The 26,491-nt window shown below is 64.8% G+C and carries 20 protein-coding genes; 17 read left to right on the top strand and 3 right to left on the bottom strand.

Annotated features, from left to right (window positions below; all coding sequences use genetic code 11):
- Positions 1-21: 21 nt before the first annotated feature.
- The 3 genes from ACSQ8Y_RS17130 to ompA form a co-directional block, all read right to left on the bottom strand.
- The gene (locus tag ACSQ8Y_RS17130; protein WP_436267638.1) at positions 22-4,875 is read right to left on the bottom strand and encodes an MBG domain-containing protein; all 4,854 of its coding nucleotides are present in this window, start codon (positions 4,873-4,875) and stop codon (positions 22-24) included.
- 61 nt (positions 4,876-4,936) lie between these two features.
- On the bottom strand, positions 4,937-6,625 hold the full coding sequence (locus ACSQ8Y_RS17125; RefSeq protein ID WP_436267637.1) for a ShlB/FhaC/HecB family hemolysin secretion/activation protein: 1,689 nt from the start codon (positions 6,623-6,625) through the stop codon (positions 4,937-4,939).
- Between the two features lie 188 nt (positions 6,626-6,813).
- Positions 6,814-7,533, bottom strand: coding sequence for an outer membrane protein OmpA (ompA, locus tag ACSQ8Y_RS17120; RefSeq protein ID WP_436267636.1), 720 nt, complete (start codon positions 7,531-7,533; stop codon positions 6,814-6,816).
- A 468-nt stretch (positions 7,534-8,001) separates the two neighbouring features.
- Between ompA and gyrA the strand changes: the two genes are divergently transcribed.
- The 17 genes from gyrA (at position 8,002) to ACSQ8Y_RS17035 (ending at position 26,490) form a co-directional block, all read left to right on the top strand.
- Positions 8,002-10,674: a DNA gyrase subunit A gene (gene gyrA, locus ACSQ8Y_RS17115; protein WP_436267635.1), complete on the top strand. Its 2,673-nt coding sequence runs from the start codon at positions 8,002-8,004 to the stop codon at positions 10,672-10,674.
- Between the two features lie 140 nt (positions 10,675-10,814).
- Positions 10,815-11,909 carry a 3-phosphoserine/phosphohydroxythreonine transaminase gene (serC, locus tag ACSQ8Y_RS17110; protein WP_436267634.1) on the top strand — a complete coding sequence of 365 codons (1,095 nt, stop codon included), beginning with the start codon at positions 10,815-10,817 and terminating at the stop codon, positions 11,907-11,909.
- A gap of 104 nt (positions 11,910-12,013) precedes the next feature.
- A complete protein-coding gene (gene pheA / locus ACSQ8Y_RS17105; RefSeq protein WP_436267633.1) occupies positions 12,014-13,087 on the top strand; it encodes a prephenate dehydratase in 1,074 nt (357 codons plus the stop codon).
- Positions 13,088-13,104: 17 nt separating this feature from the next.
- A complete protein-coding gene (hisC, locus tag ACSQ8Y_RS17100; protein ID WP_436267632.1) occupies positions 13,105-14,217 on the top strand; it encodes a histidinol-phosphate transaminase in 1,113 nt (370 codons plus the stop codon).
- 144 nt (positions 14,218-14,361) lie between these two features.
- Positions 14,362-15,264 (top strand): prephenate dehydrogenase, encoded by a 903-nt coding sequence (locus ACSQ8Y_RS17095; RefSeq protein WP_436269851.1) that lies wholly within the window; start codon positions 14,362-14,364, stop codon positions 15,262-15,264.
- Between the two features lie 16 nt (positions 15,265-15,280).
- Positions 15,281-16,630, top strand: coding sequence for a 3-phosphoshikimate 1-carboxyvinyltransferase (gene aroA / locus ACSQ8Y_RS17090; RefSeq protein ID WP_436267631.1), 1,350 nt, complete (start codon positions 15,281-15,283; stop codon positions 16,628-16,630).
- 114 nt (positions 16,631-16,744) lie between these two features.
- Positions 16,745-17,413 (top strand): (d)CMP kinase, encoded by a 669-nt coding sequence (cmk, locus tag ACSQ8Y_RS17085; protein WP_436267630.1) that lies wholly within the window; start codon positions 16,745-16,747, stop codon positions 17,411-17,413.
- Positions 17,414-17,520: 107 nt separating this feature from the next.
- A complete protein-coding gene (gene rpsA / locus ACSQ8Y_RS17080) occupies positions 17,521-19,200 on the top strand; it encodes a 30S ribosomal protein S1 (protein ID WP_436269850.1) in 1,680 nt (559 codons plus the stop codon).
- A 26-nt stretch (positions 19,201-19,226) separates the two neighbouring features.
- Positions 19,227-19,532: an integration host factor subunit beta gene (locus ACSQ8Y_RS17075; RefSeq protein WP_436267629.1), complete on the top strand. Its 306-nt coding sequence runs from the start codon at positions 19,227-19,229 to the stop codon at positions 19,530-19,532.
- A gap of 103 nt (positions 19,533-19,635) precedes the next feature.
- Positions 19,636-19,941 (top strand): LapA family protein, encoded by a 306-nt coding sequence (locus ACSQ8Y_RS17070; RefSeq protein WP_436267628.1) that lies wholly within the window; start codon positions 19,636-19,638, stop codon positions 19,939-19,941.
- Positions 19,942-19,956: 15 nt separating this feature from the next.
- Positions 19,957-21,132, top strand: coding sequence for a lipopolysaccharide assembly protein LapB (gene lapB / locus ACSQ8Y_RS17065; protein ID WP_436267627.1), 1,176 nt, complete (start codon positions 19,957-19,959; stop codon positions 21,130-21,132).
- A 20-nt stretch (positions 21,133-21,152) separates the two neighbouring features.
- Positions 21,153-22,097, top strand: a complete 945-nt coding sequence (rfaE1, locus tag ACSQ8Y_RS17060) for a D-glycero-beta-D-manno-heptose-7-phosphate kinase (protein ID WP_436267626.1) — start codon at positions 21,153-21,155, stop codon at positions 22,095-22,097.
- Positions 22,098-22,166: 69 nt separating this feature from the next.
- Complete coding sequence (locus ACSQ8Y_RS17055) at positions 22,167-23,408, top strand: DUF4214 domain-containing protein (protein WP_436267625.1); 1,242 nt, start codon at positions 22,167-22,169, stop codon at positions 23,406-23,408.
- 121 nt (positions 23,409-23,529) lie between these two features.
- Positions 23,530-24,438, top strand: a complete 909-nt coding sequence (locus ACSQ8Y_RS17050; protein ID WP_436267624.1) for an FAD:protein FMN transferase — start codon at positions 23,530-23,532, stop codon at positions 24,436-24,438.
- Between the two features lie 121 nt (positions 24,439-24,559).
- Positions 24,560-24,922, top strand: coding sequence for a ComEA family DNA-binding protein (locus ACSQ8Y_RS17045; RefSeq protein ID WP_436267623.1), 363 nt, complete (start codon positions 24,560-24,562; stop codon positions 24,920-24,922).
- 304 nt (positions 24,923-25,226) lie between these two features.
- Complete coding sequence (locus ACSQ8Y_RS17040; RefSeq protein ID WP_436267622.1) at positions 25,227-25,937, top strand: hypothetical protein; 711 nt, start codon at positions 25,227-25,229, stop codon at positions 25,935-25,937.
- A gap of 7 nt (positions 25,938-25,944) precedes the next feature.
- Entirely contained in the window at positions 25,945-26,490 is a 546-nt protein-coding gene (locus ACSQ8Y_RS17035; protein ID WP_436267621.1) for a hypothetical protein, read from the top strand.
- Position 26,491: the final 1 nt, after the last annotated feature.

Here is a 26,491-nt window from a genome sequence, read left to right as displayed (position 1 = left end):
TGACGCCACCTCTTGGCCTTGCTACTTGACGGGATTGACCAGATATTCCCCGCCGTTGACATGGCCCGACGAGACGATGGCGCCATAGGCCGGCACCTGCTCGGCGCTCTTGCGCACCTGCTCGCGGACCTTCTCCAGCACCACCTTGGCGGGTTGTTCGCTGTCCTTCTCCAGCTCGGCGAGCAGGAAGTAGGTGAACGGCGAGTGGCCTTCGAAGGCGCTGTCGGCCACCACTTCCTCGCCGCCGGACGACATGGCCACCACCGAGCGCCGGTTCAGGATGGCGTTGCGGCTCAGCGTGCTGCCGCTCGCCGCGCCAGTCTCGCGCGTCAGCGCGCCGGAGAAGCAGCTGTCGGACACCAGCAGCACCTGCCGCGCCGGAATGTTGGCCAGGAAGCGCGCGATGTCGATGTTGGACAGCCAGCCGCGCGGATTGTCGATGCGGCCGTCGGCCGGGATCCAGTAGCCGACCGAGGAACCGGGGTGGATGTGGCCATGGCCGGCGTAGAACACCAGCACACTGTCGGCCCCGTCGGCATCCTTGATCAGCTTGTTCATGCCGGTCACCATCTCGGCGCGCGAGGCGTTGTTCAGGCTGAGCACCTCGTAGCCTTGCTTCTTCAGCGCGTAGCCCACGGCCTCGGCGTCGGCGCCCGCGCCTTCCAGGCTGGTCAGCGGCGAACCGTACAGCTGGTTGCCGATCACCAGCGCCATCTTGCGCTTGATGACGGCGGCCGGCGCGGCCTGGCCCTCGGTGTCGATGCGCGCTTGCACCGGCGTGCGCGGCCGGGCGATGCACTCGCCCTCGTTGTCGCTGCCGCAGTCCTTCAGGCTGGCGATGTTGGGGTTGTTGGTGATCAACTGGTTGGCCGGCTCGAACAGGGCCTTGCGCTGCGCGCTGACCACGCCGCCGACCGTGGCCACCGGTTTCTCGGGCTCGACCTTGGCCGGCGCGGCGGCTTGCACCACCACCACCGTGTCCAGCGATTTGGTGGCCACGGGAGGTTCCACCGGTTTCTCCGGCTCCGGCGGTATTACCGGCGGCAACGACACCACCAGCGTGCCGTTCTCGTTGCGCACGATGTAGTTGGCGGCCACGCCGCCGGTGGAGACGATGGGGTGGCTGCCGACGGTGGCGTCGGCGCCGGTCTTGGTGCTGAGCGAGACGCCGGTGACCAGCTCGCGCGTGTCGGCGTACACCAGGCCCAGCACGCTGTAGGTCAGCGCCGGGTCGGGATCGGCCAGCAGCTTGCTCTTGTCGTCGGCGCGCACGGTCAGGGTGGCTTTGTCGACCGTCAGCGTGGCCGGGCTGCCGTAGCCGGTGATGTTGTAGTTGGCCGCCGTGCCGCCGGACAGGGTGATGGGATAGGTGCCGGGCTTGGCGGCCGCGCCGGTGGTGGTGTTGAAGTTGACGCCGGATACCACGGAGGCGCTGTCGCCGTAGAACAGGCCGGTGGCGGCTAAGGTCAGCGACGGGTTCACGCCGTACACGGTGCTGGCGTTGCTGGGGCTCAGCGCGAGGCTGGCCTTGCTGACGGTCAGCGTGCCGCCGGTGGCGCTGAGGATGTTGTAGTTGTCCGCAGTGGCGCCGGTGACCGTCATGGCGATGGCGTGCGTGCCGGCCGTGGCCGCCGCGCCGGTGGGGGCGCTGATGGTTGCGCCCTTGACCACGGAGATCGTGTCGTTGTACTTCAGGCCGCTGGCCGTGAAGCGCAGCGTGGGGTCGGCCGCGCCGTAGACCTTGCTGGCGTTGACGGCGGCCAGGGTCAGGTCGGCCTTGGTGACGGTCAGCGCGCCGTTGACGAAGGTGATGTCGTATTTGCTCGAGATCAGGCCGCCGGGGATGATGGTGTAGACGCCGATATTGGTGGCGGTCTGCCAGGTGCCGGTATAGCTGAGCGTGCCGCCCAGCGAGGACAGGCTGTCGCCGTCGGTCAGGCCGGTCGGGGTGACCGACAGTTCCAGCGCGGTGACGCGGCTGCCGTAGTTGCGCGTCAGGCTGCTGGCGGCGATGGTCAGCGCGATGGCCTGCGGCGAGATCGCGCGCAGCACGGGGCCGGCGCTGCTCATGCGCCAGACGCTGGCCAGGTCCCAGCCGACATAGGTGGCGCTGCTGCGCATCTCGGCGGTGGTCTTGCCGCTGCCGCTGCTGCTGCCGGCCTGGCCGGACGTCTGCGTATCCCAATAGCTGCTGGTGACCAGGCTGATGTCCCCGCTGCCGACCAGGCCGCCGGCCAGCACGGTGCCGGTCACGCTGCCGGTGGCGTAGCTGTTGCTGATGATGCCTTCATTCAGGCCCACAAGGCCGCCCGCGACCGGTCCGCTCACCTTGGCTTCGCTGCCGCTGTTGCTGACCACGCCCTGGTTGGTGCCCACCAGCCCGCCCGCCTCGCTGCTGCCGGTGATGGTGTTGTTGCCCGACAGGCTGTTGGTCACGGTGCCCGCGTTCAGGCCCGCCACGCCGCCCGCGTGGGGCGCGCTGATGGTGGAGTTCTGCAGGTTGACGTTGCGGATCAGGCCGTTGTTGATGCCGACCAGGCCGCCATGCGAGGGGGCGTTTACCACCATGCCGGCGATGCTGCGGCCGGCGCCGTCGAACTCGCCCTGCAGCACGGGGATGAAGTAGCCGGCCGAGGCACTCAGGTCGATATTGCCGGCCAGCCTTACCTTCAGGCCTGCGCTCTTGTCGCCGGCGAAGCCGAGCAGGTCGCGCATGCCTTGCGCGTCGCTGATCATGTAGTAGCCGCTGGCGCTGTCGAGCGGCAGGCTGGAACCGTAGTCGGCGATGTTGAGCTTGCGGATCTTCAGCCAGTCGGCGAACTGGGCGGCGTACAGCGCGCCCTGGTCCAGCTCCTGCTTGCCGTTGATGTTGGCCGAGTCCAGGTTGTAGTAGCTGTTGTGCAGCACCAGCGAATTGTTCGGCCCCCAGCTGCCGAGCAGGGCGCCATGCGCCTGGCCGGCGCCGGACCCGATGCCGGTGCCGCTGGCATAGCTATCGCTGATCAGTTCGCTCGTCACGCTGCCCGCGTCGCCCAGCAGGCCGCCCACGTTGGACGTGCCTTTCACGCCGCCGCCCGTCGTGTAGCTGCTGCGGATTGAAGCGCCGGCGCTGGAGGCCACCGAGCCGGCGATGCCCCCTACGCCGTTGCGCCCGGTGATGCTGGGGTCGATGAGGCCGAGGTCGCGCACCGATCCCGTCATCACGCCCACCAGGCCGATGTTGTCGGTGGTCGGGCGGTTGATGGCGAGCTTGCTGATGGTGTGGCCGAAGCCGGCGAGCAGTCCGCTGAACGGCACAGCGTTGTCGCCCACCGGCAGCCAGCCCTGGCCGTTGTCGAGCGCGGCGGTGGCGGTGGCGTCGATGTCGCTGGTGAGCGCGAAGGCGCGCCCCGGCTGGGTGCGCAGGATGGTGTTCAGCGCGGCCGTGCTGAAGGCGTTCATCACCACGTAGCTGGTGCCGTTGATGCCGACCGTGGGCGTGCTGCCCGACAAGGTGATCTTGTTGGCGCCGAGCACATAGTCGGTGCTGTAGTCCATCAGCAAGCCGGCCGTGTTTCCGGTGGCGGTGAGGTTGGCCAGCGCCGCCAAGTTCGGCTTGCTCGGGTCGGTCACGGGGCCGGACGCGAACACGATGCCGCTGGCCGCCTTCAGCGCCAGCGTGGTGTTGGCGCTCCAGCTGACCGGGTTGTTGACATAGATGTTGCCGGTGCCGGCGCGCACGCCGGCGGCACTGTCGATGGACACGTTGCTGCTGTCCAGGTTGGCCGACAGGGTGGCGCCGCTGATGTCGTCGCCGGCCGCCGTGCCGATGGTGAAGTCTTGCGGGTCGATCAGCCAGGTGCCGGCCTTGCCGGCGCCCGACAGGGTGTTGACGCGCGCGCCGCCGGCCACCGTCACCTTGGCGGCCGAGGTCTCGACCGCGCCGCCGTTGCCGTTGCCGCCGGCGCCCGCGTTGATGCTGCCGCTGAATGCCACGCTGCCGTGCTGCAGGTCGCCGAACACGTCGACCTTGCCGCCGTCGCCGCCGGTGGAGGAGGCGTCGATGGCGCCGCCGGCCTGCACCTGGCCGCCGGTCAGCGACACGGTGCCGCCGTTGTGCGCCACGCCGCTGGCGCGGATGATGCCGCTGTTGGCCACCAGGCCGCCGGCGGTGCCGGCCGCCGTGCTGGCGGCCAGCGCGATGCGCCCGCTTTCGCTGTCAAGCAGGCCGCTGTTGTCGACCAGGGCCTGCGCCGCCGCGCCCGTCACCTGCGCCTGGATCAGGCCGTCGGCGGTGATGTTCAGCCGCACCGCGTCGCCGGCCGCCAGCGAGATGGCGCCGCGCGGCGCGCTGATGCTGCCGCTGTTGCTCACCGTCAGGCCGGTCAGGGCTACGCTGCCGCCGTCGGCGGTGCGGATTTCACCCTGGTTGAGCACGCTGCCGCTGTTGTGGATCTCCGCCGCGCCGGCCAGCCAGGATGCATTGCTGGCCGTCCCCGCCGCCACGCCCAGGCTGCCCACGTCGACCCGCGCCGTGGGGCTGAAGGTGACGCCGCTGGCATTGAGCAGGAAGACGCGGCCGTTGCCGCTCAGGCGGCCGGCGATCTCGCTGCTGCCGTTCAGCACACGGTTGAGCACGCTGGCGCCGGCGTTCGGCTGGATGTACTGCACGCTGGCGTCGCGGCCGATGTTGTAGCTCTGCCAGTCGATGATGGCTTGCTGGCTGCTCTGCCGCACCTGCATGGCGGCCGCGTTCTGGCTGATGGCGGCCTGGCCGGCGGCGACGCTGCCGCCGGTGGGCAGGGCGCCCGGCGCGGGCTGCGCAGCGGCGCGCTCCATGGCGGCGAAGGCCAGCAGGCAGCACAGGGCGAGAGGTTTGAGAGGGAATTGCGTCATCGACATGATATGCACCCCAAAACGGCAAGTTGACTAGAGAGAGGCCGGAGCCCGCCAGCCTTCAGAATCGGTAACTGGCGAACGCCCACACGCGGAAGCGCGAGGAGCGGCCGTCGCTGTCGTGGCCGGTCAGCGGGTCCGCCACCGGGTTGTGGCCCAGTTTGCGCGCCGCGATCAGCGACAGTTCGATGCGGCTGGCCGGCACCCACACCACGCCCAGGCCGAGGCCCTTGAGCATGAAGTCGTTGTCGCCCAGGTAGCCCGCCCACGGATTCTTGCGCACCTTGATCCAGCCCATGTCGTAGAAGGCGAAGCCGCGCACGCCCTGGCCGAACTGGCGGTGGTATTCAATCTGCGCCACCAGGCTCTGGTCGCCCGCCGACTCGCCGCTGGGGTAGGCGCGCACCGCGCCCAGGCCGCCCAGCAGGAAGGTTTCCGACGAGTCCAGGTTCTTGCTGGCCAGCTGGCCCGACAGGTTGGCCACCAGGCTGCTGGCCTTGTCCAGCGGCTGGCTGCGCGTGTAGCCGAAGCCGAGCTTGCCGAAGCCGCCGCGCAGGTCCGGGCCCAGGTGGTCGGTGACGGCGTCCAGCGCCGCGCCGTCCAGCTTGACGTCGCCGGCCGTGATGGTCAGCCAGCCGTAGTTGAAGGCCTCGCCGCTGGCCCAGTCGGCCCGCATGCCCACGTTCAGCTCGGTCACCGTGTGCTCGCTGGTGAGCGAACCGAGCTGGTGGTTGGTCAGCTTGCGGCGCAGCAGTTCGCCGCTGCCGTACAGGTTGTAGGTGCGCGAGCGCTGCAGCGCGCGCTGCAGGTCCAGCCCGAACATGGTGGTGCGGCCGTGCGCGTCCAGCGGCGCGAAGGCCCCGCCCAGCTCGTAGCGCGACGCCTGCGCCGTGGCGCCGAGGCGGTAGTCGCCGGGCAGCGGATACTGGTAGTGCACGCGCAGGCTGCGCTGCTTGTCGGTCAGCAGCTGGCCGGTCAGTTGCAGCTGGTCGGCGTGGCCGCTCACGTTGGCCACCTTCAGGTTCAGCGTGTCCTTCCACTGGCTGGTGTAGCGGTTGCCGGTGTTGTCGACGCTGAAGCTGCCGCTGATCTTGCCCTCCGCATCGAGTTCGAACTGGATGTCGTAGCGGCCCAGCGTGGCGGCCGGCAGCAGCACCGCGCGCACCGGCGTGCCGACATAGTCGGACATGCGGTACACGGCTTCCTCCAGCTTGCCCCGGTTGATGGCCGCGCCGGGCGGCAGCAGCATGCGCGCCGAGGCCAGCGCGCCGGACGGCACCGCCATCTGGCCGGGCGCGCTCGACAGCTTGAGCTGCTCCACCGTGCCCTGCAGGATGCGGATCTCGACCACGCCGTCCTGCACGTCCTGCAGCGGGACCCAGGCTTTCGCCACCACCAGGCCCAGCTCGGTCTGCAGGTGGCGTTCCACCTTGTCGGCCACCTTGTGCAGTTCGCTCAGCGCCATCACGCGGCCGCCTTCGCCGGCAACCAGGCTTTGCAGCGTGGCTGGCGCAATGCCGTCCAGGTCGCCGCTGAAGCGGAAACTGTTCACCTGCAAACTGCCCTCGGTCAGCGCCGCCTTGCCCGCTTGCGCGGCGGGCGGGACGACGACTTTCGGCGCTGGCTGTGGTGGAGGGGGAGCGGGACGGTTACGGTCCTCAAGCCGGCCCGCGTCTGGCACGGTTTGGGCCAAGGTGGTGAGACAATGTACGGCGGCGATGCCACCGATCAGCCAAGCGCGATTCATCATGCTTAACCCCAGTTCTTGTCGTCTGACGGTTTACTTCTGGAAATAATAGTCCTGCAATTGCCGATGTCGAGTCAACAAGTATCGCCCTGCATTTCAAATTTACAACGGTGCGGTTTTTGGGGCGCGCGGCGGGCAAAAAAAAAGCCGCCCGGCGTGAACCGGGCGGCTTGTCATGGTGCTGCTATGACTTACTTGGTGCTGCGGGTACCGACCACTTCGATTTCCACACGGCGGTTTTTAGCGCGGCCGGCTGCGGACTTGTTGTCGTCCACAGGCTGCTTCTCGCCTTTGCCTTCGGTGTAGACGCGGTTTGCTTCCACGCCCTTCGATACCAGATAGGCTTTCACGGCTTCGGAACGTTTTACCGACAGCTTCTGGTTGTATTCGTCGGTGCCGACGGAGTCGGTGTGACCCACGGCGATGATGACTTCCAGGTTGATCGCGCCCAGTTTCGAGCTCAGATCGTCCAGTTTGGCTTTGCCTTCAGGCTTCAGCACGGCTTTGTCGAAATCGAAGAATGCATCGGCTGCGAAGCTGACTTTTTCCGAGGTCGGTGCCGGTGCCGGCTTGACTGGCGCTGGTGCAGGGGCCGGAGCCGGTGCAGGAGCGGCAGGCGGCGGAGGCGGCGCCACGCATTTGCCATTTTCCAGCTTCTCTGGTTCTACGCAGAGTGGCAGGTCGCAGCCTGGCACGGCGTCAGCCGGGGTCCAGTAGCCGGTGCGCCAGCACAGGCCGAACGGATCGCGGGCGATGACGCCACGTGCATCTTGCACGTAGGCGCTTTTCGGCGTTGCGGCCTTGATGTCCTGGGTCACTGGAGCGAAAGGCGGGGTGGTTGGCTGCTGGGCCACGGCGGAACCAGCAATCACTGCCGACGCAGCAAAGATCGATGCAACATATTTATTCATATTTTTTCTTCCTTTCGGGGTGATATCCGCAGAAAAACTGCGCGACGATGATACGTGGGGCGCATCCTAACATATGCACCAAAGTCGCGACGGTTCCCGATTGCGAAACAAGCAATTAACTTCTCGTCCATTTTGCCATAGACGGCAAAATAAAATACGACTGGTACAAACTGAATCCGCGCCGCATTCAACCAAAATGTTGTTTCGGCGCAACGTTGGCCGGAATAATAACATGGAAATATGTCCGGTCTGTTACAGCGCATGGCGAGTTCTGCGCGGATGTGCACCGATGCGGCCGGCACGCGGCGGCGCCGAAGGTGTGCGGGGAGGGCCCCGGCCTGGCCGGAATTGCGCAGCAGCCAGGGCGCGCATGCTAAAATCGTACGCTTGTCTGCGGACAGCGGGTAATTCACACGGTAGCGTGCGTAACAGATAAGTCAACCTCAGTAAAGAACAGACGACCCACCAATGGATCAATTCGCAAAAGAAACAATCCCAATTTCCCTCGAAGAAGAGATGCGCAAGAGCTACCTCGATTACGCCATGAGCGTGATCGTGGGCCGAGCCTTGCCGGATGCGCGCGACGGCCTGAAGCCGGTGCACCGCCGGGTCCTGTTCGGTATGCACGAACTGAACAACGTCTGGAACCGTCCCTACGTCAAGTGCGCGCGCGTGGTCGGTGAAGTCATGGGTAAATACCACCCGCACGGCGACGCCTCGATCTACGACACGCTGGTGCGCATGGCGCAGGACTTCTCGCTGCGCTACATGCTGGTCGACGGCCAGGGCAACTTCGGCTCGGTCGACGGCGACAACGCCGCGGCCATGCGTTACACCGAGTGCCGCCTGGACAAGATCGCCGGCGAAATGCTGGCCGACATCGACAAGGACACGGTCGACTTCGCACCGAACTACGACGGCAAGGAAAAAGAGCCGACGGTGCTGCCGACCCGCATCCCCAACCTGCTGATCAACGGTTCGTCCGGCATCGCGGTGGGCATGGCGACCAATATTCCGCCGCACAACCTGACCGAAGTGATCAACGGCGCGCTGCACGTGCTGCGCAACCCGGACTGCACCATCGACGAGCTGATCGAGCTGATCCCGGCGCCGGACTTCCCGACCGCCGGCATCATCTACGGCGTGTCCGGCGTGCGCGACGGCTACCGCACCGGCCGCGGCCGCGTGGTGATGCGCGCCAAGACCCACTACGAAGAGTACGGCAAGGACGGCGGCCGCACGGCCATCATCGTCGACGAGCTGCCCTACCAGGTCAACAAGAAGTCCTTGCTTGAACGCATCGCCGAAAACGTGCGCGACAAGAAGCTGGAAGGCATTTCCGACATCCGCGACGAGTCCGACAAGTCGGGCATGCGCGTGGTCATCGAGCTCAAGCGTGGCGAAGTGCCGGAAGTGGTGCTGAACAATCTGTACAAGCAGACCCAGCTGCAAGACACCTTCGGCATGAATATGGTGGCGCTGGTCGACGGCCAGCCCAAGCTGCTGAACCTGAAGGAAATGCTGGCGTGCTTCCTGTCGCACCGCCGCGAAGTGGTCACGCGCCGCACCGTGTTCGAACTGCGCAAGGCGCGCGAACGCGGCCACGTGCTGGAAGGCCTGGCCGTTGCGCTGGCCAACATCGACGACTTCATCGCCATCATCAAGGCGGCGCCGACGCCGCCGGTGGCCAAGTCCGAACTGATGGCGCGCGGCTGGGATTCGTCCATCGTGCGCGAAATGCTGGCCCGCACCGGCGAAGAAGGCCAGGCCGGCATCGAAGCCTTCCGTCCGGAGAACCTGCCGCGCCACTACGGCCTGCAGGCGGACGGCCTGTACAAGCTGTCCGACGACCAGGCGCAGGAAATCCTGCAGATGCGCCTGCAGCGCCTGACCGGCCTGGAGCAGGACAAGATCGTCAACGAGTACAAGGAAGTGATGGCCCTGATCGCCGACCTGCTGGACATCCTGTCCAAGCCGTCGCGCGTGACCACCATCATCACCGACGAGATGACCGCCGCCCAGCTGGAATACGGCAGCAAGGACGCGCGCCGCTCGAGCATCGAGCACAACGCGACCGACCTGGGCACGGAAGACCTGATCACGCCGCAGGACATGGTGGTGACCCTGTCGCACCTGGGCTACATGAAGTCGCAGCCGATCTCCGAATACCGCGCGCAGAAGCGCGGCGGGCGCGGCAAGCAGGCCATGGCGACCAAGGACGAGGACTGGATCGACCAGCTGTTCATCGCCAACACGCACGACTACATCCTGTGCTTCTCCAACCGCGGCCGCATGTACTGGCTGAAGGTGTGGGAAGTGCCGCAAGGCTCGCGCAACTCGCGCGGCAAGCCTATCGTGAACATGTTCCCGCTGCAGGACGACGAGAAGATCACCGTGGTGCTGCCGCTGTCGGGCGAAAACCGCACCTTCCCGGAAGACCACTACGTCTTCATGTCGACCAGCCTGGGCACCGTGAAGAAGACCCCGCTGAAGGACTTCAGCAACCCGCGCAAGGCCGGCATCATCGCCGTGGACCTGGACGAGGGCGATTTCCTGATCGGCGCCGCGCTGACCGACGGCGAGCACGATGTGATGCTGTTCTCCGACTCCGGCAAGGCGGTGCGCTTCGACGAGAACGACGTGCGTCCGATGGGCCGTACCGCGCGCGGCGTGCGCGGCATGAACCTGGAAGAAGGCCAGAACGTGATCGCCCTGCTGGTGGCCGAGAACGAGCAGCAGTCCGTGCTGACGGCCACCGAGAACGGCTACGGCAAACGTACCCCGATCACCGAGTACACCCGCCACGGCCGCGGCACCAAGGGCATGATCGCGATCCAGACCTCCGAACGTAACGGCAAGGTGGTCGCCGCGACCCTGGTCGAGCCGACCGACGAGATCATGCTGATCACGACCGGCGGCGTGTTGATCCGCACCCGCGTCGCGGAGATCCGCGAAATGGGCCGCGCGACCCAGGGCGTGACCCTGATCGCGGTGGAAGACGGCACCAAGCTGTCCGGCCTGCAGCGCATCGTGGAGACCGACATCGACGAGGTGGAGCTGGAGCCGAGCGGCGGCAACGTCGCCGGCGACGCGGGCGAAGCCCCGGACGCACCGGACGCACCGGAGACCGCGCCCGAGTAAGTACCCTGTCATTCCCGTGGGGGCGCCGAGCCTGTCACGGGAATGGCCCATGGTCGGTATCCAGCGGGGTCAGTGTCGTGTGCGCGGAATAATGCGACAATGGCACTGACCCCGTTTTTACATTTCAAAAGGATTAAGTCGTGACGAACATCTACAATTTCTCAGCCGGTCCCGCCGTGCTGCCGAAAGAAGTGCTGGCCCAGGCAGCGGCTGAAATGCTGGATTGGAACGGCAGTGGAATGTCCGTCATGGAGATGAGCCATCGCGGTCCGGAATTCATCTCGATCTACCGCGCCGCCGAGCGCGACCTGCGCGAGCTGCTGGCCGTGCCGGACAACTACAAGATCCTGTTCATGCAGGGTGGCGGCTTGTCGCAGAACGCGGTGATCCCGATGAACCTCATCGCCGGCGCCGGCGACACCATCGATTTCGTGCAGACCGGCTCCTGGTCCAGCAAGTCGATCAAGGAAGCGGCGCGCTACGCCAAGGTGAACGTGGCCGCCAGCGCCAAGGACAACAGCTACACCTTCGTGCCGCCGCAGTCCGAGTGGAAGCTCACGCCCGGCGCGGCCTATCTGCACCTGTGCACCAACGAGACCATCGACGGCGTCGAGATCGACTTCGTGCCGACGGTCCAGGGCGCGGATGGAAAAACCCCCACCCTGGTGGCCGACATGTCCTCGCACATCCTGTCCCGTCCTGTCGACGTGGCCAAATACGGCCTGATATTCGGCGGCGCGCAGAAGAACATCGGCCCGGCCGGCGTCACCGTGGTGATCGTGCGCGAAGACCTGCTGGGCAAGGCGGTGCCGTTTTGCCCGTCCGCGTTCGACTTCAAGAACGTGGCCGACAACGAATCGATGTACAACACGCCGCCCACCTACGGCATCTACATCGCCGGCCTGGTGTTCCAGTGGCTCAAGCGCCAGGGCGGCGTGGCCGAGATGGAACGCCGCAACATAGAAAAAGCAGCGCTGCTGTACGCGGCGCTCGATGCGGACGACTTCTACCAGAATCGCGTCCTGCCGCAATACCGTTCGCGCATGAACGTACCGTTCTATTTGCGCGACGAGAGCAAGAATGAAGCATTCCTGGCCGGCGCCAAAGCGCGCGGCCTGCTGCAACTGAAGGGCCACAAGTCCGTCGGCGGTATGCGTGCATCGATCTACAACGCGATGCCGATCGAGGGCGTGCAAGCCCTGGTCGACTACCTGAACGAATTTGCGGGCCGCTGATGTCATTCCCGCGCAAGCGGGAATCCATACTCAGCATGGGTTCCCGCCTGCGCGGGAACGACACCGGGCGGCTTCGAGGACATAGACGAATACAGTTGACGGACATGACAGATAAACTGAAACCCCTGCGCGAGCAGATCGACGCGATTGACGCGCAGATCCTCTCCTTGTTGAACCAGCGCGCCAAAGTGGCGCAGGAAGTCGGCCACGTGAAGGCCGAGACCAACGCGCCGGTGTTCCGCCCCGAACGCGAGGCCCAGGTGCTGCGCGGCGTGGCCGACCGCAACCCCGGCCCCATGGTCGCCACCGACGTGCAGACCATCTTCCGCGAAATCATGTCGGCTTGCCGCGCGCTGGAAAAGCGCGTCACCGTGGCCTATCTCGGCCCGGTCGGCACCTTCAGCGAACAGGCCGTGTACCAGCAGTTCGGCAGCGCCGTCGAAGGCCTGCCTTGCGCCTCGATCGACGAAGTGTTCCGCGCCACCGAGGCCGGCACCGCCGATTTCGGCGTGGTGCCGGTCGAGAACTCGTCCGAGGGCGCCATCAACCGCACCCTGGACCTGATGCTGGCCACCACCACCCTGATCAGCGGCGAAGTGGCCATCGCGGTGCACCACAGCCTGATGAGCAAGACCGGCTCCATGGACGGCGTGCAGGTGATCTGCGCGCACTCGCAGGCGCTGGCGCAGTGCCAGGTGTGGCTGAACCAGAACTACCCGAACATCGAACGCCGCGCGGTCGCCTCCAACGCGGAAGCGGCGCGCATGGCCGGCGACGACGCCAGTGTGGCGGCCATCGCCAGTGAAATGGCGGGCACGCAGTACAAGCTGGGCGTGGTCAAGGGCCATATCCAGGACGATCCGCACAACCGCACCCGCTTCGCCGTCATCGGCCACCTGCAAACGCTGCCATCGGGCCGCGACCACACATCGCTGGTGCTGGCAGTGCCGAACAAGGCCGGCGCGGTGTACCAGCTGCTTGCGCCGCTGGCCAGGCACGGCGTGTCGATGACGCGCTTCGAATCGCGCCCGGCCCGCATCGGCACCTGGGAATACTATTTCTACGTCGACGTGGACGGCCATGTGAACGACGCCGCCGTCGCCCAGGCCCTGGCCGAATTGAAAGACCAGGCCGCGTTCTTCAAGGTGCTGGGTTCCTACCCGGTCAGCCTGACTTAACCAGTTGAGAATTTTTTATGCCTAAGAATTTCGGTCCTGAATACGTCCGCGCCATCGCTCCTTACCAGGCTGGCAAGCCCATCTCCGAAGTGGCGCGCGAGTTCGGCCTCGACGAGGACGCCATCGTCAAGCTGGCGTCCAATGAAAACCCGTTCGGCGTGCCGGAGTCGGCCAAGGCCGCGATGGCCGCCGCCGCTGCGGACCTGGGACGCTACCCGGACGCCAACGGCTTCGAACTGAAGGCGGCGCTGGCCGAACGCTACGACGTGCCGGCCGACTGGATCACGCTGGGCAACGGCAGCAACGACATCCTGGAAATCGCCGCCCACGCTTTCGTCGAGCGCGGCCAGGCCATCGTCTACGCGCAGTACTCGTTCGCGGTGTACGCGCTGGCCACGCAGGGCGTCGGTGCGCGCGCCATCGTGGTGCCCGCCAGGGATTACGGCCACGACCTGGACGCCATGGCCGCCGCCATCGACGCCGATACCCGCCTGGTCTTCATCGCCAACCCGAACAACCCGACCGGCACCTTCATCGGCGCCGCCGACATCGAAGCTTTCCTGAAGAAGGTCCCGGCCAACGTGGTGGTGGTGCTGGACGAGGCCTACAACGAATTCCTGTCGCCGGAAAACCAGTACGAGTCCGCCGCCTGGGTGAAGCAGTATCCTAACCTGCTGGTGTCGCGCACCTTCTCGAAGGCGTACGGCCTGGCAGGACTGCGCGTCGGCTTCGCCATCGCCCAGCCGGCGCTGACGGATTTGATGAACCGCATCCGCCAGCCGTTCAATGTGAATTCGCTGGCGCAAGCCGCCGCCGTCGCCGCGCTGAACGACAAGGAATTCCTGGAGCGCGGCGCGCGCAACAACGCCGCCGGCTACGAGCAGTTCGTCGAAGCGTTCCAGCAGATGGGGCTGGAGTACGTGCCCTCGTTCGGCAATTTCGTGCTGGTCAAGGTCGGCAAGGACCTGGCGGCCGGCGCGCGCGTCAACCTGGCGCTGCTGAAGCAGGGCGTGATCGTACGCCCGGTCGGCAACTACGGCTTGCCCGAGTGGCTGCGCATTTCCATCGGCCTGCCGCAGGAAAACGCCATCCTGATCTCCGCGCTGCAAAAGGCGCTGGCGGCGGAATGATGAACCGCCGCACCTTGTCGTTCCGCATCGGCGGACCGCCGCGAACGCGGGAATTCATACGGCGCGGGCGTGCATGCGCAGCATGGGCCCCCGCTTGCGCGAGGGCGACAGCATTGCTCCCCTTCCACACGGGAGCGACAGATGATGCTGAATAAAGTAGTCGTATTCGGCATCGGCCTGATCGGCGGCTCGTTTGCGCGGGCGCTGAAGCAGGCCGGCGCCGTGCGCAGCATCGTCGGCATGGACCGCTCCCAAGTGGCGCTGCAGCGGGCGCTGGAACTGGGCATCATCGACGAGATCGGCGGCGATATCGCCAGCGCCGTGCAGGGCGCCGACCTGGTGCTGCTGGCCGCCCCCGTGGCGCAGACCGGCGCCATCCTGGCGGCCCTGCTGCCGCACCTGGATCCGCACACCGTGCTCACCGACGCCGGCAGCACCAAGGCCGACGTGACGGTCGCCGCGCGCGCCGCGCTGGGCTCGAAGTCGGGGCGCTTCGTGCCCGGCCACCCCATCGCCGGCCGCGAAACCAACGGCCCCGACGCGGCCATCCCGAATCTGTATCAAGGCAAGAAAGTAGTGCTCACGCCGCTGGCCGAAAACGCCGACGCGGACGTGGAGCTGGTGGCCGCCGCCTGGCGTGCCTGCGGCGCTGTGATCCATCGCCTCTCGCCGGAAGAACACGACAAAGTGTTCGCCGCCGTCAGCCATTTGCCCCATTTGCTGGCTTACGCACTGGTGGACGACATCGCCCACAAGCCGCACGCCGATCTGCTGTTCCAGTACGCCGCCAGCGGCTTCCGCGATTTCACCCGCATCGCCGGCTCGTCGCCGGAAATGTGGCGCGACATCAGCCTGGCCAACCAGGCCGCGCTGCTGACGGAACTGGATGCTTATCTGGCACAATTGACCACGCTGCGCGCGCAACTGGCCGCCGGCGACGGCGCCGCCCTCGAGGCGGTATACGGCAACGCCCGGCACGCGCGCGAGCGCTGGATCGCGACTATCGAGGCGGCCGAGACGCCGCCCGCACAAGACAAAGCTGAGTAAGCAAAAAGGACATGGCATGACGCAGCAAAAATACCCGGAACATATCGACCTCAAGCCGGTCATGCACGTTGAAGGCGTGGTGCGGCTGCCGGGTTCGAAATCGATCTCCAACCGCATCCTGCTGCTGGCCGCGCTGGCCGAAGGCGAGACCACCATCGTCGACCTGCTGGCATCGGACGACACGCTGGTGATGCTGAACGCGCTGCACGAACTGGGCATCCACTGGACCCAGGACGAGCAGACCGCGCCCGCCACGCTGCACCAGGTGCACCATGTGACCGGCGGCGGCGGGCAGTTCCCCAACCACAAGGCCGACCTCTTCATGGGCAACGCCGGCACCGCCATCCGTCCGCTGACGGCGGCGCTGGCCGTGATCGGCGGCGACTACACGCTGCACGGCGTGAGCCGCATGCACGAGCGCCCGATCGGCGACCTGGTCGACGCGCTCAACGCCGTCGGCGCGCAGATCGAATACACGGGCAACGCCGGCTTCCCGCCGCTGCACATCCGCAAAGGCCACCTGACGGCCCAGCGCATGTCGGTGCGCGGCGACGTGTCCAGCCAGTTCCTGACCGCGCTGCTGATGGTGGCGCCGCTGATGGCGCGCGGCCATGCCGTCACCATCGATGTGGTGGGCGAGCTGATTTCCAAGCCCTACATCCAGATCACGCTGAACCTGATGCGCCGCTTCGGCGTGACGGTGGAGCAGGACGGCTGGGCCTCGTTCACGGTGCAGGCCGGCCAGAACTACAAGAGCCCCGGCACCATCCACGTCGAGGGCGACGCCTCGTCCGCGTCCTACTTCCTGGCCGCCGGCGCGATCGCCGGCGGCCCGGTGCGCGTGGAAGGCGTGGGCCGCGATTCCATCCAGGGCGACGTGCGCTTCGCGCAGGCGCTCGAGCAGATGGGTGTGCAGATCACCATGGGCGACAACTGGATCGAGGCCAAGTCGGCCGGCCCGCTGAAGGCCATCGACATGGACTTCAACCACATTCCGGACGCCGCGATGACCATCGCCGTGGCCGCGCTGTACGCCGACGGCACCACCACCTTGCGCAACATCGCCAGCTGGCGCGTGAAGGAAACCGACCGCATCGCCGCCATGGCCACCGAGCTGCGCAAGCTGGGCGCCGAAGTGGAGGAGGGCGCAGACTACCTGAAGGTGACGCCGCCGGCCGTGATCGGCAGCGCCGCCATCGACACCTATGACGACCACCGCATGGCGATGTGCTTTTCGCTCGCTTCGCTGGACGGCGCGTTGCGTCGAGGCAATAATGTGCGCATCAACGACCCGAAATGCGTGGCGAAGACCTTCCCGGACTATTTCGCCGCCTTCGCCGGTATTGCGCACGACAACCTGTTTTGAGCCCGTGTCGTTCCCGCGCAGGCGGGAACCCATGCCGAGCATCCGTAGCCGGCTCAGCATGGGTCCCCGCTGCCGCGAGGACGACATGGCCCTGGCCCTAACGATACCGACTCTATGCCGACATCCCCCATACCAGTGATCACCATCGACGGCCCTACCGCATCCGGCAAGGGCACCGTCGCACACAAGGTCGCCGACCACCTCGGCTTCCACCTGCTGGACTCGGGCGCACTCTACCGTTTGACCGCGCTGCAGGCGATCCGCCGCGGCACCAGCCTCACCGACGAGCATGCGCTGGCCAAGCTGGCCGAGCACCTGCACATCAGCTTCACCGGCGACGCGGTGTTTCTGTCGCATGAAAACGTCACCGACGACATCCGGCAGGAAGACGTTGGCAACACGGCATCGAAAATCGCCGCCTTCCCGGCGGTGCGCCAAGCCCTGTTCGGCCTGCAACTGAGCTTCCGCAAGGCGCCCGGCCTGGTGGCGGACGGGCGCGACATGGGCACCGTGATCTTTCCGAACGCGACCATGAAGGTGTTTTTGACCGCCAGCGTGCAGGCCCGTGCGGAACGCCGATATAAGCAATTGATAGCTAAGGGGTTTTCTGCTAAGATGGAAGACCTACTGATGGATTTGAAGGCAAGGGATGACCGGGATACAAACCGGGCCATCGCGCCGCTGGTCCCCGCAGAGGGGGCGCATGTCCTTGACACCTCGTTTATGACCGTGGATGAAGCGGTAACGCAGGTGCTGCAATGGCATGCGGCCATCGGGAGATAGTTGGTTGCCGGGCAAGCTCTGAGTGCCTTGGCAGTTTATTAACCCTAACCCAGTTGAAGCCGCATCGTGCGGGTCTTACTGGCTAACATGGAAGTACTATGTCTAATATGGAAAGTTTCGCAGCCCTCTTTGAGGAATCGTTGTCCCGTCAGGACATGCGTTCCGGCGAAGTGATCTCCGCTGAAGTCGTTCGTCTGGATCACAACTTCGTGATCGTAAACGCCGGCCTGAAATCGGAAGCTTTCATCCCTGTTGAAGAATTCAAGAATGACCAGGGCGAACTGGAAGTCAAAGTAGGCGACTTCGTTTCCGTGGCCATCGAATCGCTGGAAAACGGTTTCGGCGATACCATCCTGTCGCGCGACAAAGCCAAGCGTCTGGCTTCGTGGCTGGCTCTGGAAAAAGCAATGGAATCCGGCGAAATCGTCGTCGGTACCGTCAATGGCAAAGTCAAGGGCGGCCTGACCGTTCTGACCAACGGCATCCGCGCGTTCCTGCCAGGTTCGCTGGTGGACACCCGTCCTGTCAAAGACACCACCCCATTCGAAGGCAAGACCCTCGAATTCAAGGTTATCAAACTGGACCGCAAGCGTAACAACGTCGTTCTGTCCCGCCGCGCCGTCATCGAAGCTTCGATGGGCGAAGAGCGTCAGAAACTGATGGAAACGCTGAAAGAAGGCACGGTAGTGACCGGCGTTGTGAAAAACATCACCGACTACGGCGCGTTCGTGGACCTGGGCGGCATCGACGGCCTGCTGCACATCACCGACCTGGCATGGCGTCGTGTGCGTCACCCGTCGGAAGTGCTGACCGTTGGCCAAGAGATCACCGCGAAAGTCCTGAAGTACGATCAGGAAAAGAACCGCGTTTCGCTGGGCGTGAAGCAGCTGGGCGACGATCCTTGGACCGGTCTGTCCCGTCGTTACCCACAGGGTACCCGTCTGTTCGGTAAAGTAACGAACCTGACCGACTACGGCGCGTTCGTTGAAGTGGAACAGGGCATCGAAGGCCTGGTTCACGTTTCCGAAATGGACTGGACCAACAAGAACGTCGCTCCGAACAAAGTTGTCCAGCTGGGCGACGAAGTAGAAGTGATGGTTCTGGAGATCGACGAAGAGCGTCGCCGTATTTCGCTGGGCATGAAGCAGTGCAAAGCAAATCCATGGGATGACTTCGGCGTAACCCACAAGAAGGGCGATAAAGTCCGTGGCGCCATCAAGTCGATCACCGACTTCGGCGTGTTCATCGGTCTGGCTGGCAACATCGACGGCCTGGTGCACCTGTCCGACCTGTCGTGGACCGAGTCCGGCGAAGAAGCCGTGCGCAAGTTCAAGAAGGGTGACGAACTGGAAGCCGTTGTTCTGGCCATCGACGTTGAGCGCGAGCGCGTTTCCCTGGGCGTCAAGCAGCTGGAAGGCGACCCGTTCAACAACTTCGCAGCCATGAACGACAAAGGTTCGATGGTTAACGGTACCGTTAAATCGGTTGAGCCTAAGGGCGCCGTGATCCAGCTGTCGGAAGAAGTTGAAGGCTACCTGCGCGCTTCCGAAATCTCCCGCGACCGCGTGGAAGATGCCGGCACGCACCTGAAGGTTGGCGACGCTGTTGAAGCGCTGGTCATCAACATCGACCGTAAAGCACGTTCGATCCAGCTGTCGATCAAAGCTAAAGACAGTGCTGAAACTGCAGAAGCCATGCAGAAGATGGCATCGGTCGACAGCAGCGCAGCTTCGGGCACCACCAGCCTGGGCGCACTGCTGAAAGCCAAGTTCGACAATAAGAACTAAGCAAGAACTAAGACGACGACAAGTAGATGACCAAGTCCGAGTTGATCAACCGCCTGGCTGAGCGCTATTCTCAGCTGGTGGCCAAGGATGCGGAGTACGCCGTCAAGACGATACTCGATGCCATGACCGGCGCTTTGGCGAGCGGCCAGCGCATCGAGATCCGCGGCTTCGGCAGCTTTTCGCTGAACAGCAGGCCGCCCCGCATCGGCCGCAATCCGAAGTCCGGCGACAAGGTGATGGTGCCTGAAAAACGGGTGCCCCACTTCAAGCCGGGCAAGCAGTTGCGCGAGCGTGTCGACGCGATGGTCGGTCAGCCGATCATCGAGGACTGAGCGTCTACATGACGGTAGCCGGGGCGGGTGCGAACCTGTTCCGGCTGATGTAAAAGAGCGGCGTCCCTGGATGCCGTTTTTTTTTGAAACGGGAAGCTGGCGAATGAAAATTGTTTCCACTGTTTTTGGTTTTATCCTGTTCGTCCTGTTCTTCGGCTTCGCGCTGAAAAATACGCAGGAAGTCGATCTGGTGCTGTTCCTGAACTACGAATTACGCGGCCCCCTGGTGCTGATGCTGCTCGGCTTTTTTGCCGCCGGCGCCTTCCTCGGCGTGCTTGCGCTCACCCCCACCGTATTCCGCCACCGGCGCGAAGCGACCAAACAAAAATCCACCATCCAGACGCTGCAAACGACGGCCTTGCAGGTCAATGCCCAGCCGCAGCCGGACAGCGTGAATACTCAGCAGTAATCAACGATAAAAAGCATGGAATTCGAACTCTGGTGGTTATTGGGCATGCCCATCTTCTTCGGCCTGGGCTGGGTCGCCGCGCGGGTGGACATCCGCCAGCTGGTGTCCGAGTCGCGGACTTTACCGCGCGGCTATTTCAAGGGCTTGAACTTCCTGCTCAACGACCAGCCCGACAAGGCGATCGACGCCTTCATCGAGATCGTGCGCCTGGATCCGGAAACGGCGGACATGCACTTCGCGCTGGGCAATCTGTTCCGTCGCCGCGGCGAGACCGAGCGCGCCATCCGTGTGCACCAGAACCTGCTGTCGCGCCCGGACTTGCCGGCCGAGCAAAAGGCGCACGCCGAATTCGAACTGGGCATGGACTACCTGAAGGCCGGCCTGCTGGACCGCGCCGAGGAAACCTTCAAGCGCCTGGTCGACACCCAGTACGGCGTGCAGGCGCGCCGCTCGCTGCTGGAGATTTTCCAGCGCGAGAAGGAATGGCCGCGCGCGATCGAAGCGGCGGTCGGCCTGCAGGAGTCGGGCGCCGGCGCGCGCCAGAAGGAAATCTCGCAGTTCTACTGTGAAATGGCGCAGGATGCACTGGTCCACATCCATCCGGAAGAGGCGCTGCAGCTGCTCGAGCAGGCATTGCAGGCCGACCGCACCAGCGTGCGCGCCACCATCCTGGTGGGCGACGCGCAGCTGGCGCAGGGCGACGTGGAAGCGGCGCTGGCGACCTGGCGCCGCGTGGAGCAGCAAAGCGTGCCGCACGTGGCCCTGGTGGCGCAGCGCATCATGGACGGCTACCGCAAGGTCGGCCGGCCGCAGGAAGGCGTCAGCCTGCTGAAGTCCTACCTGGAACAGGCCTCGTCCATCGATCTGCTGGAAGTGGTGTTCAAGGCCGTCATCGAGCTCGAGGGCGTGGATGCGGCCAAGGAGCTGGTCTCGGCCGAGCTGCGCCGCACGCCGACCCTGCTGGGCCTGGACAAGCTGCTGGAAGCGCGCATGATGGACGCGCCCGCCGCGCTGCTGTCCGAGCTGTCCATGGTCAAGGGCCTGGTGCACGGCTACACCCAGAAGCTGGCGCGCTACCAGTGCGGCAACTGCGGCTTCAAGGCCAAGCAGTACTACTGGCACTGCCCGGGCTGCAGCAAGTGGGAATCCTACCCGCCGCGCCGCACCGAAGAAATGAACGTAATGAATTAGCAGCAAAGAATGAAGGCGCCATGACCACTTCCATCACCACCTATCAAGCCCCCGCGCTGGACAAAGTCCGCATCCTCGTCGTCGGCGACGTCATGCTGGACCGCTACTGGTTCGGCGACGTCAGCCGCATTTCGCCGGAAGCGCCGGTGCCCATCGTGCGCATCGAGAAGCGCGAAGCGCGCCTGGGCGGCGCCGCCAACGTGGCGCGCAACGCCGCCGCCCTGGGTGCGCACGCCGGCCTGCTGGGCGTGGTCGGCGCCGACGAGGCGGGCGATCAGGTCGAGCAGTTGCTGCACACCGGCGGCATCCACAGCTACCTGAAGCGCGACGAGGCGATCTCCACCATCATCAAGCTGCGCGTCATCGGCCGCCAGCAGCAGATGCTGCGCATCGACTTCGAAGAGCCGCCCAGCGACACCGTGCTGCGCAACAAGCTGGTGCAGTACAAGGCGCTGCTGGCCGGCTACGACGTCATCATCCTGTCCGACTACGCCAAGGGCAGCCTGGTCAACGTGGCCGACATGGTCGTCGCGGGCCGCGCGGCCGGCAAAGTGGTGATGGTCGACCCGAAAGGCGACGACTTCGCGCGCTACGCCGGCGCCACCGTGCTGACGCCGAACAAGTCCGAGTTCCGCCACATCGCCGGCGGCTGGAGCAGCGAGGCGCAACTGACCACCAAGGCGCAGAACCTGCGCGCCGAGCTGAAACTGGACGCCTTGCTGCTGACCCGCTCGGAAGAGGGCATGACCCTGTTTACCGAGAAGGAAGTGTTCCACATCCCGGCCGCCGCGCGCGAAGTGTTCGACGTGTCCGGCGCGGGCGACACCGTGATCGCCACCATGGCAGCCATGCTGGGCGCGGGCGCGGGCTGGAACGAGGCGGTGCAGACCGCCAACCGTGCCGGCGGCATCGTGGTCGGCAAGCTGGGCACGGCCACGGTGACCCGGGAGGAATTGTTCGGCTGATGCCGACGGTTGCCAGAGTGTGCGCACATGACTAAGATGTAAGCACGCGTTCCTCAACGAGTGAGTGTCATGAAGGCAAACCGCCTCTGCTGCAGTGCTATCCTGGTCTTGCTGGCCGCCTGCGGGGGCGACGAGCAGCCGGCACCCGCCAGTCCCCCGCGCATGGCCGCCACGGCGGTCATGGGCGCGGCCGCGCCTTTCATCACGTTCAGCGGCTACCGCAATCAATACACCGTCGCCGCATCGGCCGGCGGCTACACCGTCACCGACATCCTCAGCGGCGCCACCCAGCAAGTGGCCGCCAACAGCCGTCTGCGCTTTGGCGACACGGCGCTGGGCTTCGACCTGGATGGCAGCGCGGGCCAAGCGTACAGGCTGTACCAGGCCGCATTCAAGCGCAAGCCGGACTTCATCGGGCTCGGCTTCCATATCAACTCGCTGGACAACGGCGCCTCGCTGGTCGACGTGGCGGCCAGCTTTGTCGGCAGCCAGGAATTCATCGACACCTATGGCACGCTGAGCAATACCGACTTCGTTACCTTGTTGTATGCCAACGTGCTGGGGCGCGCCCCGGATGCCGGCGGCCTGGCATTCCATGTGGGTAATCTCGACAATGCGCGGCTGACGCGCGCCGGCGTGCTGGCGCAATTCTCGGACTCGCCCGAAAACATCGCCCTGGTGCTGCCCGACATCAGCACCGGCGTCGAATTCATGCCCTGGGGCAGCGCCTGGCCCGCCTATGCCATCGCCGAATACGCGGGCTACTATGAGGTAACGGTGAGTGGCGATGACCGGGGGGCGATAGGCATCACGGTCGCCGCCGATGGCAATATGACCTTGTATGGCCACCTGGTCAACCAGGATGCCGGCGGCAGCGGCAAGCTGGAGGAGGGCGGACGCTTCGTCGTGGCGCTGGGGACCACGGGAGGGCAGAGTGTGACGCTGACCGGCAGCATCAATCTGGCGTCCGGCATATTGACCGGCCGCTGGCTCAATACCAGCAGCGGCCAGCGCGGCGTGTTCAGCTGGACCAAGCCGGTGGTCGTGGTGCCGCCGCAACTGTTCCCGCAAGTGCGCGCCATCATCACGCAGCGCTGCGTGCCATGCCATTCCGCGCAGCCGACCATAGCGGGCTTCAACCCGGCCCCGCACGGCATCAAATTCGACACCGAAGCCGAGATACGCGCCCGCTCTGGGCAGATCTTCAGCACCGCCGTGCAATCGCAGTTCATGCCGTGGGCCAACCAGACCGGCATGACGCAGGCCGAGCGCGACGTGCTGGCGGCCTGGTTCGCGGCGGGAACGCCTTGACGGCCCGGGTGGCGGTCGTTGCCGCACCGGCATGCCGGATCCCGCCTGGCCAGCCCTGCGCGGCCGGGCTAGAACCCAGCGGAAAGCTGGCAACAGCGTATGCGAAGCAATGGCTGGCCCGTTGAGCGCACTCTACACAGTCGAATTCCAGGCCATGGCCAGTCCGTGCCAGGTGTTGCTGCCCGCCGCCAGCGAGGAAGCGGCGCGGGCCCTGGCGCAGCCGGCCATGGACGAAGTGCGGCGCATCGAAGCCAAGTATTCGCGCTACCGGGCCGACAGCGTGGTCAGCGCCATCAACGGCGCTGCCGGCGGCAGCTCCGTGCCCCTGGATGATGAAACATGGGCCCTGCTGCAATACGCCGACCAGCTGTTCGCGCTGAGCGGCGGCCTGTTCGACATCACCACCGGCGTGCTGCGCAAGGCCTGGAACTTCAAGGAGGCGCGCGTACCCGCGCCCGACGAGCTGGCCCCGCTGCTGGCCTTGACAGGCTGGCGCAAGGTGGAGCTGGGCACGGACGGAAGCGCGCGCGGCGTGTGCCTGCCGCTGGCCGGCATGGAGCTCGACTTCGGCGGCTTCGGCAAGGAGTACGCGGCCGACCGCGCCGCCGCTGCGCTGCTGGCGCAAGGCGTGCGCAGCGGCTACGTGAACCTGGGCGGCGACATGCGTGTGCTGGGGCCGCAGCCGGACGGCAGTCCCTGGCGTATCGGCATCCAGGACCCACGCAGGGAGGGCGCCACCATCGCCGCCATCGACGTGAGCAGCGGTGCGCTGGCTACGTCCGGCGACTATGAACGCTATTTCGAACTGGACGGGCGACGCTATTGCCACATCCTCGATCCGGCCACCGGCTACCCCGTGACGTACTGGCGCTCGGTCAGCGTGCTGGCGCCGCTCACGGTGGCGGCGGGTGCCTGCGCCACCATCGCCATGCTGAAGGGGCCGCAGGCGCTCGATTTCCTGGCCAGCAGCGGCAACGCCTGGCTGGCGCAGGACGCGGCGGGTGACTTGCGTCGCAGCGGCAACTCTTGATGGACGTTGACAACAACTCTTGATATTTCACAAAGCTTGTATGTCAACCATGAAGGGTTGTGGCCGTTTAGGAAAGAGCGTGGCGCATCCGCGCCGCCGCTTATTTCACCTGGAGAGAGACATGATGAAGAAACTGTTGATGGCGTTGGTTACGCTGGTTGTGACGATGGGCTTCGCATTTGCACAGGTAGACGTCAACAAGGCCGACGCGGCCGCGCTGGACGGCATCAAGGGCATCGGCCCGGCCAAGTCCAAAGCCATCCTGGAGGAGCGCACCAAGGGCGGCGAGTTCAAGGACTGGGCCGACTTCGAAAAGCGCGTAAAAGGCATCGGCGACAAGAACGCCATCAAGCTGTCCGAGGCGGGCCTGCAAGTGAACGGCAAGTCGAAAGAGGGCGCGGCAGCCGCCAAACCGGCCAAGGCCGAGAAGCCTGCCAAGGCGGCCGAGAAAATGGCAGACAAGACTGCCGCTACCGGCAAATAAGTTCCAGTACTCCTAAAAACCCCGCCGGCGCGAGCCGGCGGGGTTTTTTTCACGCCGCCGCCGGGCGGCTATCGTAACCGAATCATCCGCCGCGCACGATTGAGATAGTTGCAATAAAAGCACTAATTTAAAATAAATATTATTTATTTGCTATCGTTACATTTTGTGAAAATGTACGCGATGTTCTGCGTTTACAGTTGGCCCCGCTTCTTCGCGTGGGCTCAGTCTCAAGATGGACGCCAAGGCATTAGGGCAGCACAGTACTAGCTATGGCAAATTGCCACCGACGAAATAGGACAGTCCGATGAAGAAAGCAGTTCTCGTCGCAATTGCGGGCGTCCTGGGTGCGTTCGGTACCGCAGTGCACGCGATCCCTAGGGAAGATGTGCTGGAGTGTGCACTGCCTGGTGGCGCAAGGGCGACCTTAACGTCCACTTACGACTGGAGTCCACTGGCAAAAATAATCCCGGCGGATGTGTCAGAGCGCCTGAATCAGGAGCCGTGGCAGATTCAATTCGACGTTAACGGTGGTCGAAGTAAGCAACGCGCGCCGACGTCCATATCGCATGTCCATGGTGTGGAAGCGTGCAGCCGTGTCGGCGTCATCGACGGTATGCTGATTGTCAATATGAGTTATCTAGAACCAAGCGGAAAATGGTTTAATAACGCTTCGCTGCCTAGACCGCTTTTGCTTACTCCCGTAACGAAATCTCAGCCACCTGTCATACGCGCGCAACTGCAGGCCATGGGGGCGATGCCGGTGCTGGATTATGCTTTGATAGTGCCGCGCAACGGACGGCTGGTCTACGAGATGGCACTGTTCGACATAAAACCAGGCGCACCTCGTAATGTGGTTGCAGTCTTTCAAAGCACGTCGGCCGATGGCGGTGCAAATTGGAGTGAGCCACAGATTACCCGGCAAGCCGAAATTTATGTGCTGGACCAGCCACCCTTCGCGCAGCCGTTCCAGGGGCGTGCGGTCAAGCTCAACGGCAAGAAGGTGAACCCAAGATGAGGGGACTATGATGCTGCGGCCAGTTCGGCTGCCCCTGGCATTCTGCCTGCTTGCGGGCGTTGCTACGGCGGCGCAAGCGATCCCACGGAAGGATGTGTTGGAATGCGCTCTGCCGAACGGCGGGCGGGCCACCTTGACGGCCCGTTATGAATGGAGTCCGCTGGCAGAAATCATTCCAGCCGACTTGTCGAAGCGTCTGAATCAAGAGTCGTGGCAAATACGGTTTGAAGCAAGCGGCGGCCGAGATGCGCAACACCCGCCGCGGTCAATCCCGCACTCGGCTGGTGTTGAAGCTTGCAGCCACATTGGCATTGTCGACGGCGTGCTGCTCGTCAGCGGTAGCTACTTGGAACCGGGAAGGAAATGGTTTGATGACGCGCTGTTACCGAGCAAGCTGCTGCTATATCCAGCAACGAAATCCCAGCCTCCCGAAATACGCGCGCAACTGCAGGCCATTGGCGCGATGCCGGTGCTGAGCTACTCATTGGTATTGCCGCGCAGCGGGCGGCTGGTATTTGAGCGGCCACTTATCAACACTGGAGGTAACGATTAAC

Origin of the sequence: Pseudoduganella sp. LjRoot289 (assembly GCF_964252925.1) — a bacterium.
GTDB lineage: Bacteria > Pseudomonadota > Gammaproteobacteria > Burkholderiales > Burkholderiaceae_D > Rugamonas.
The sequence above is the reverse complement of the archived record's forward strand: the minus strand, read 5'-3'. Positions and strand labels throughout refer to the sequence as shown.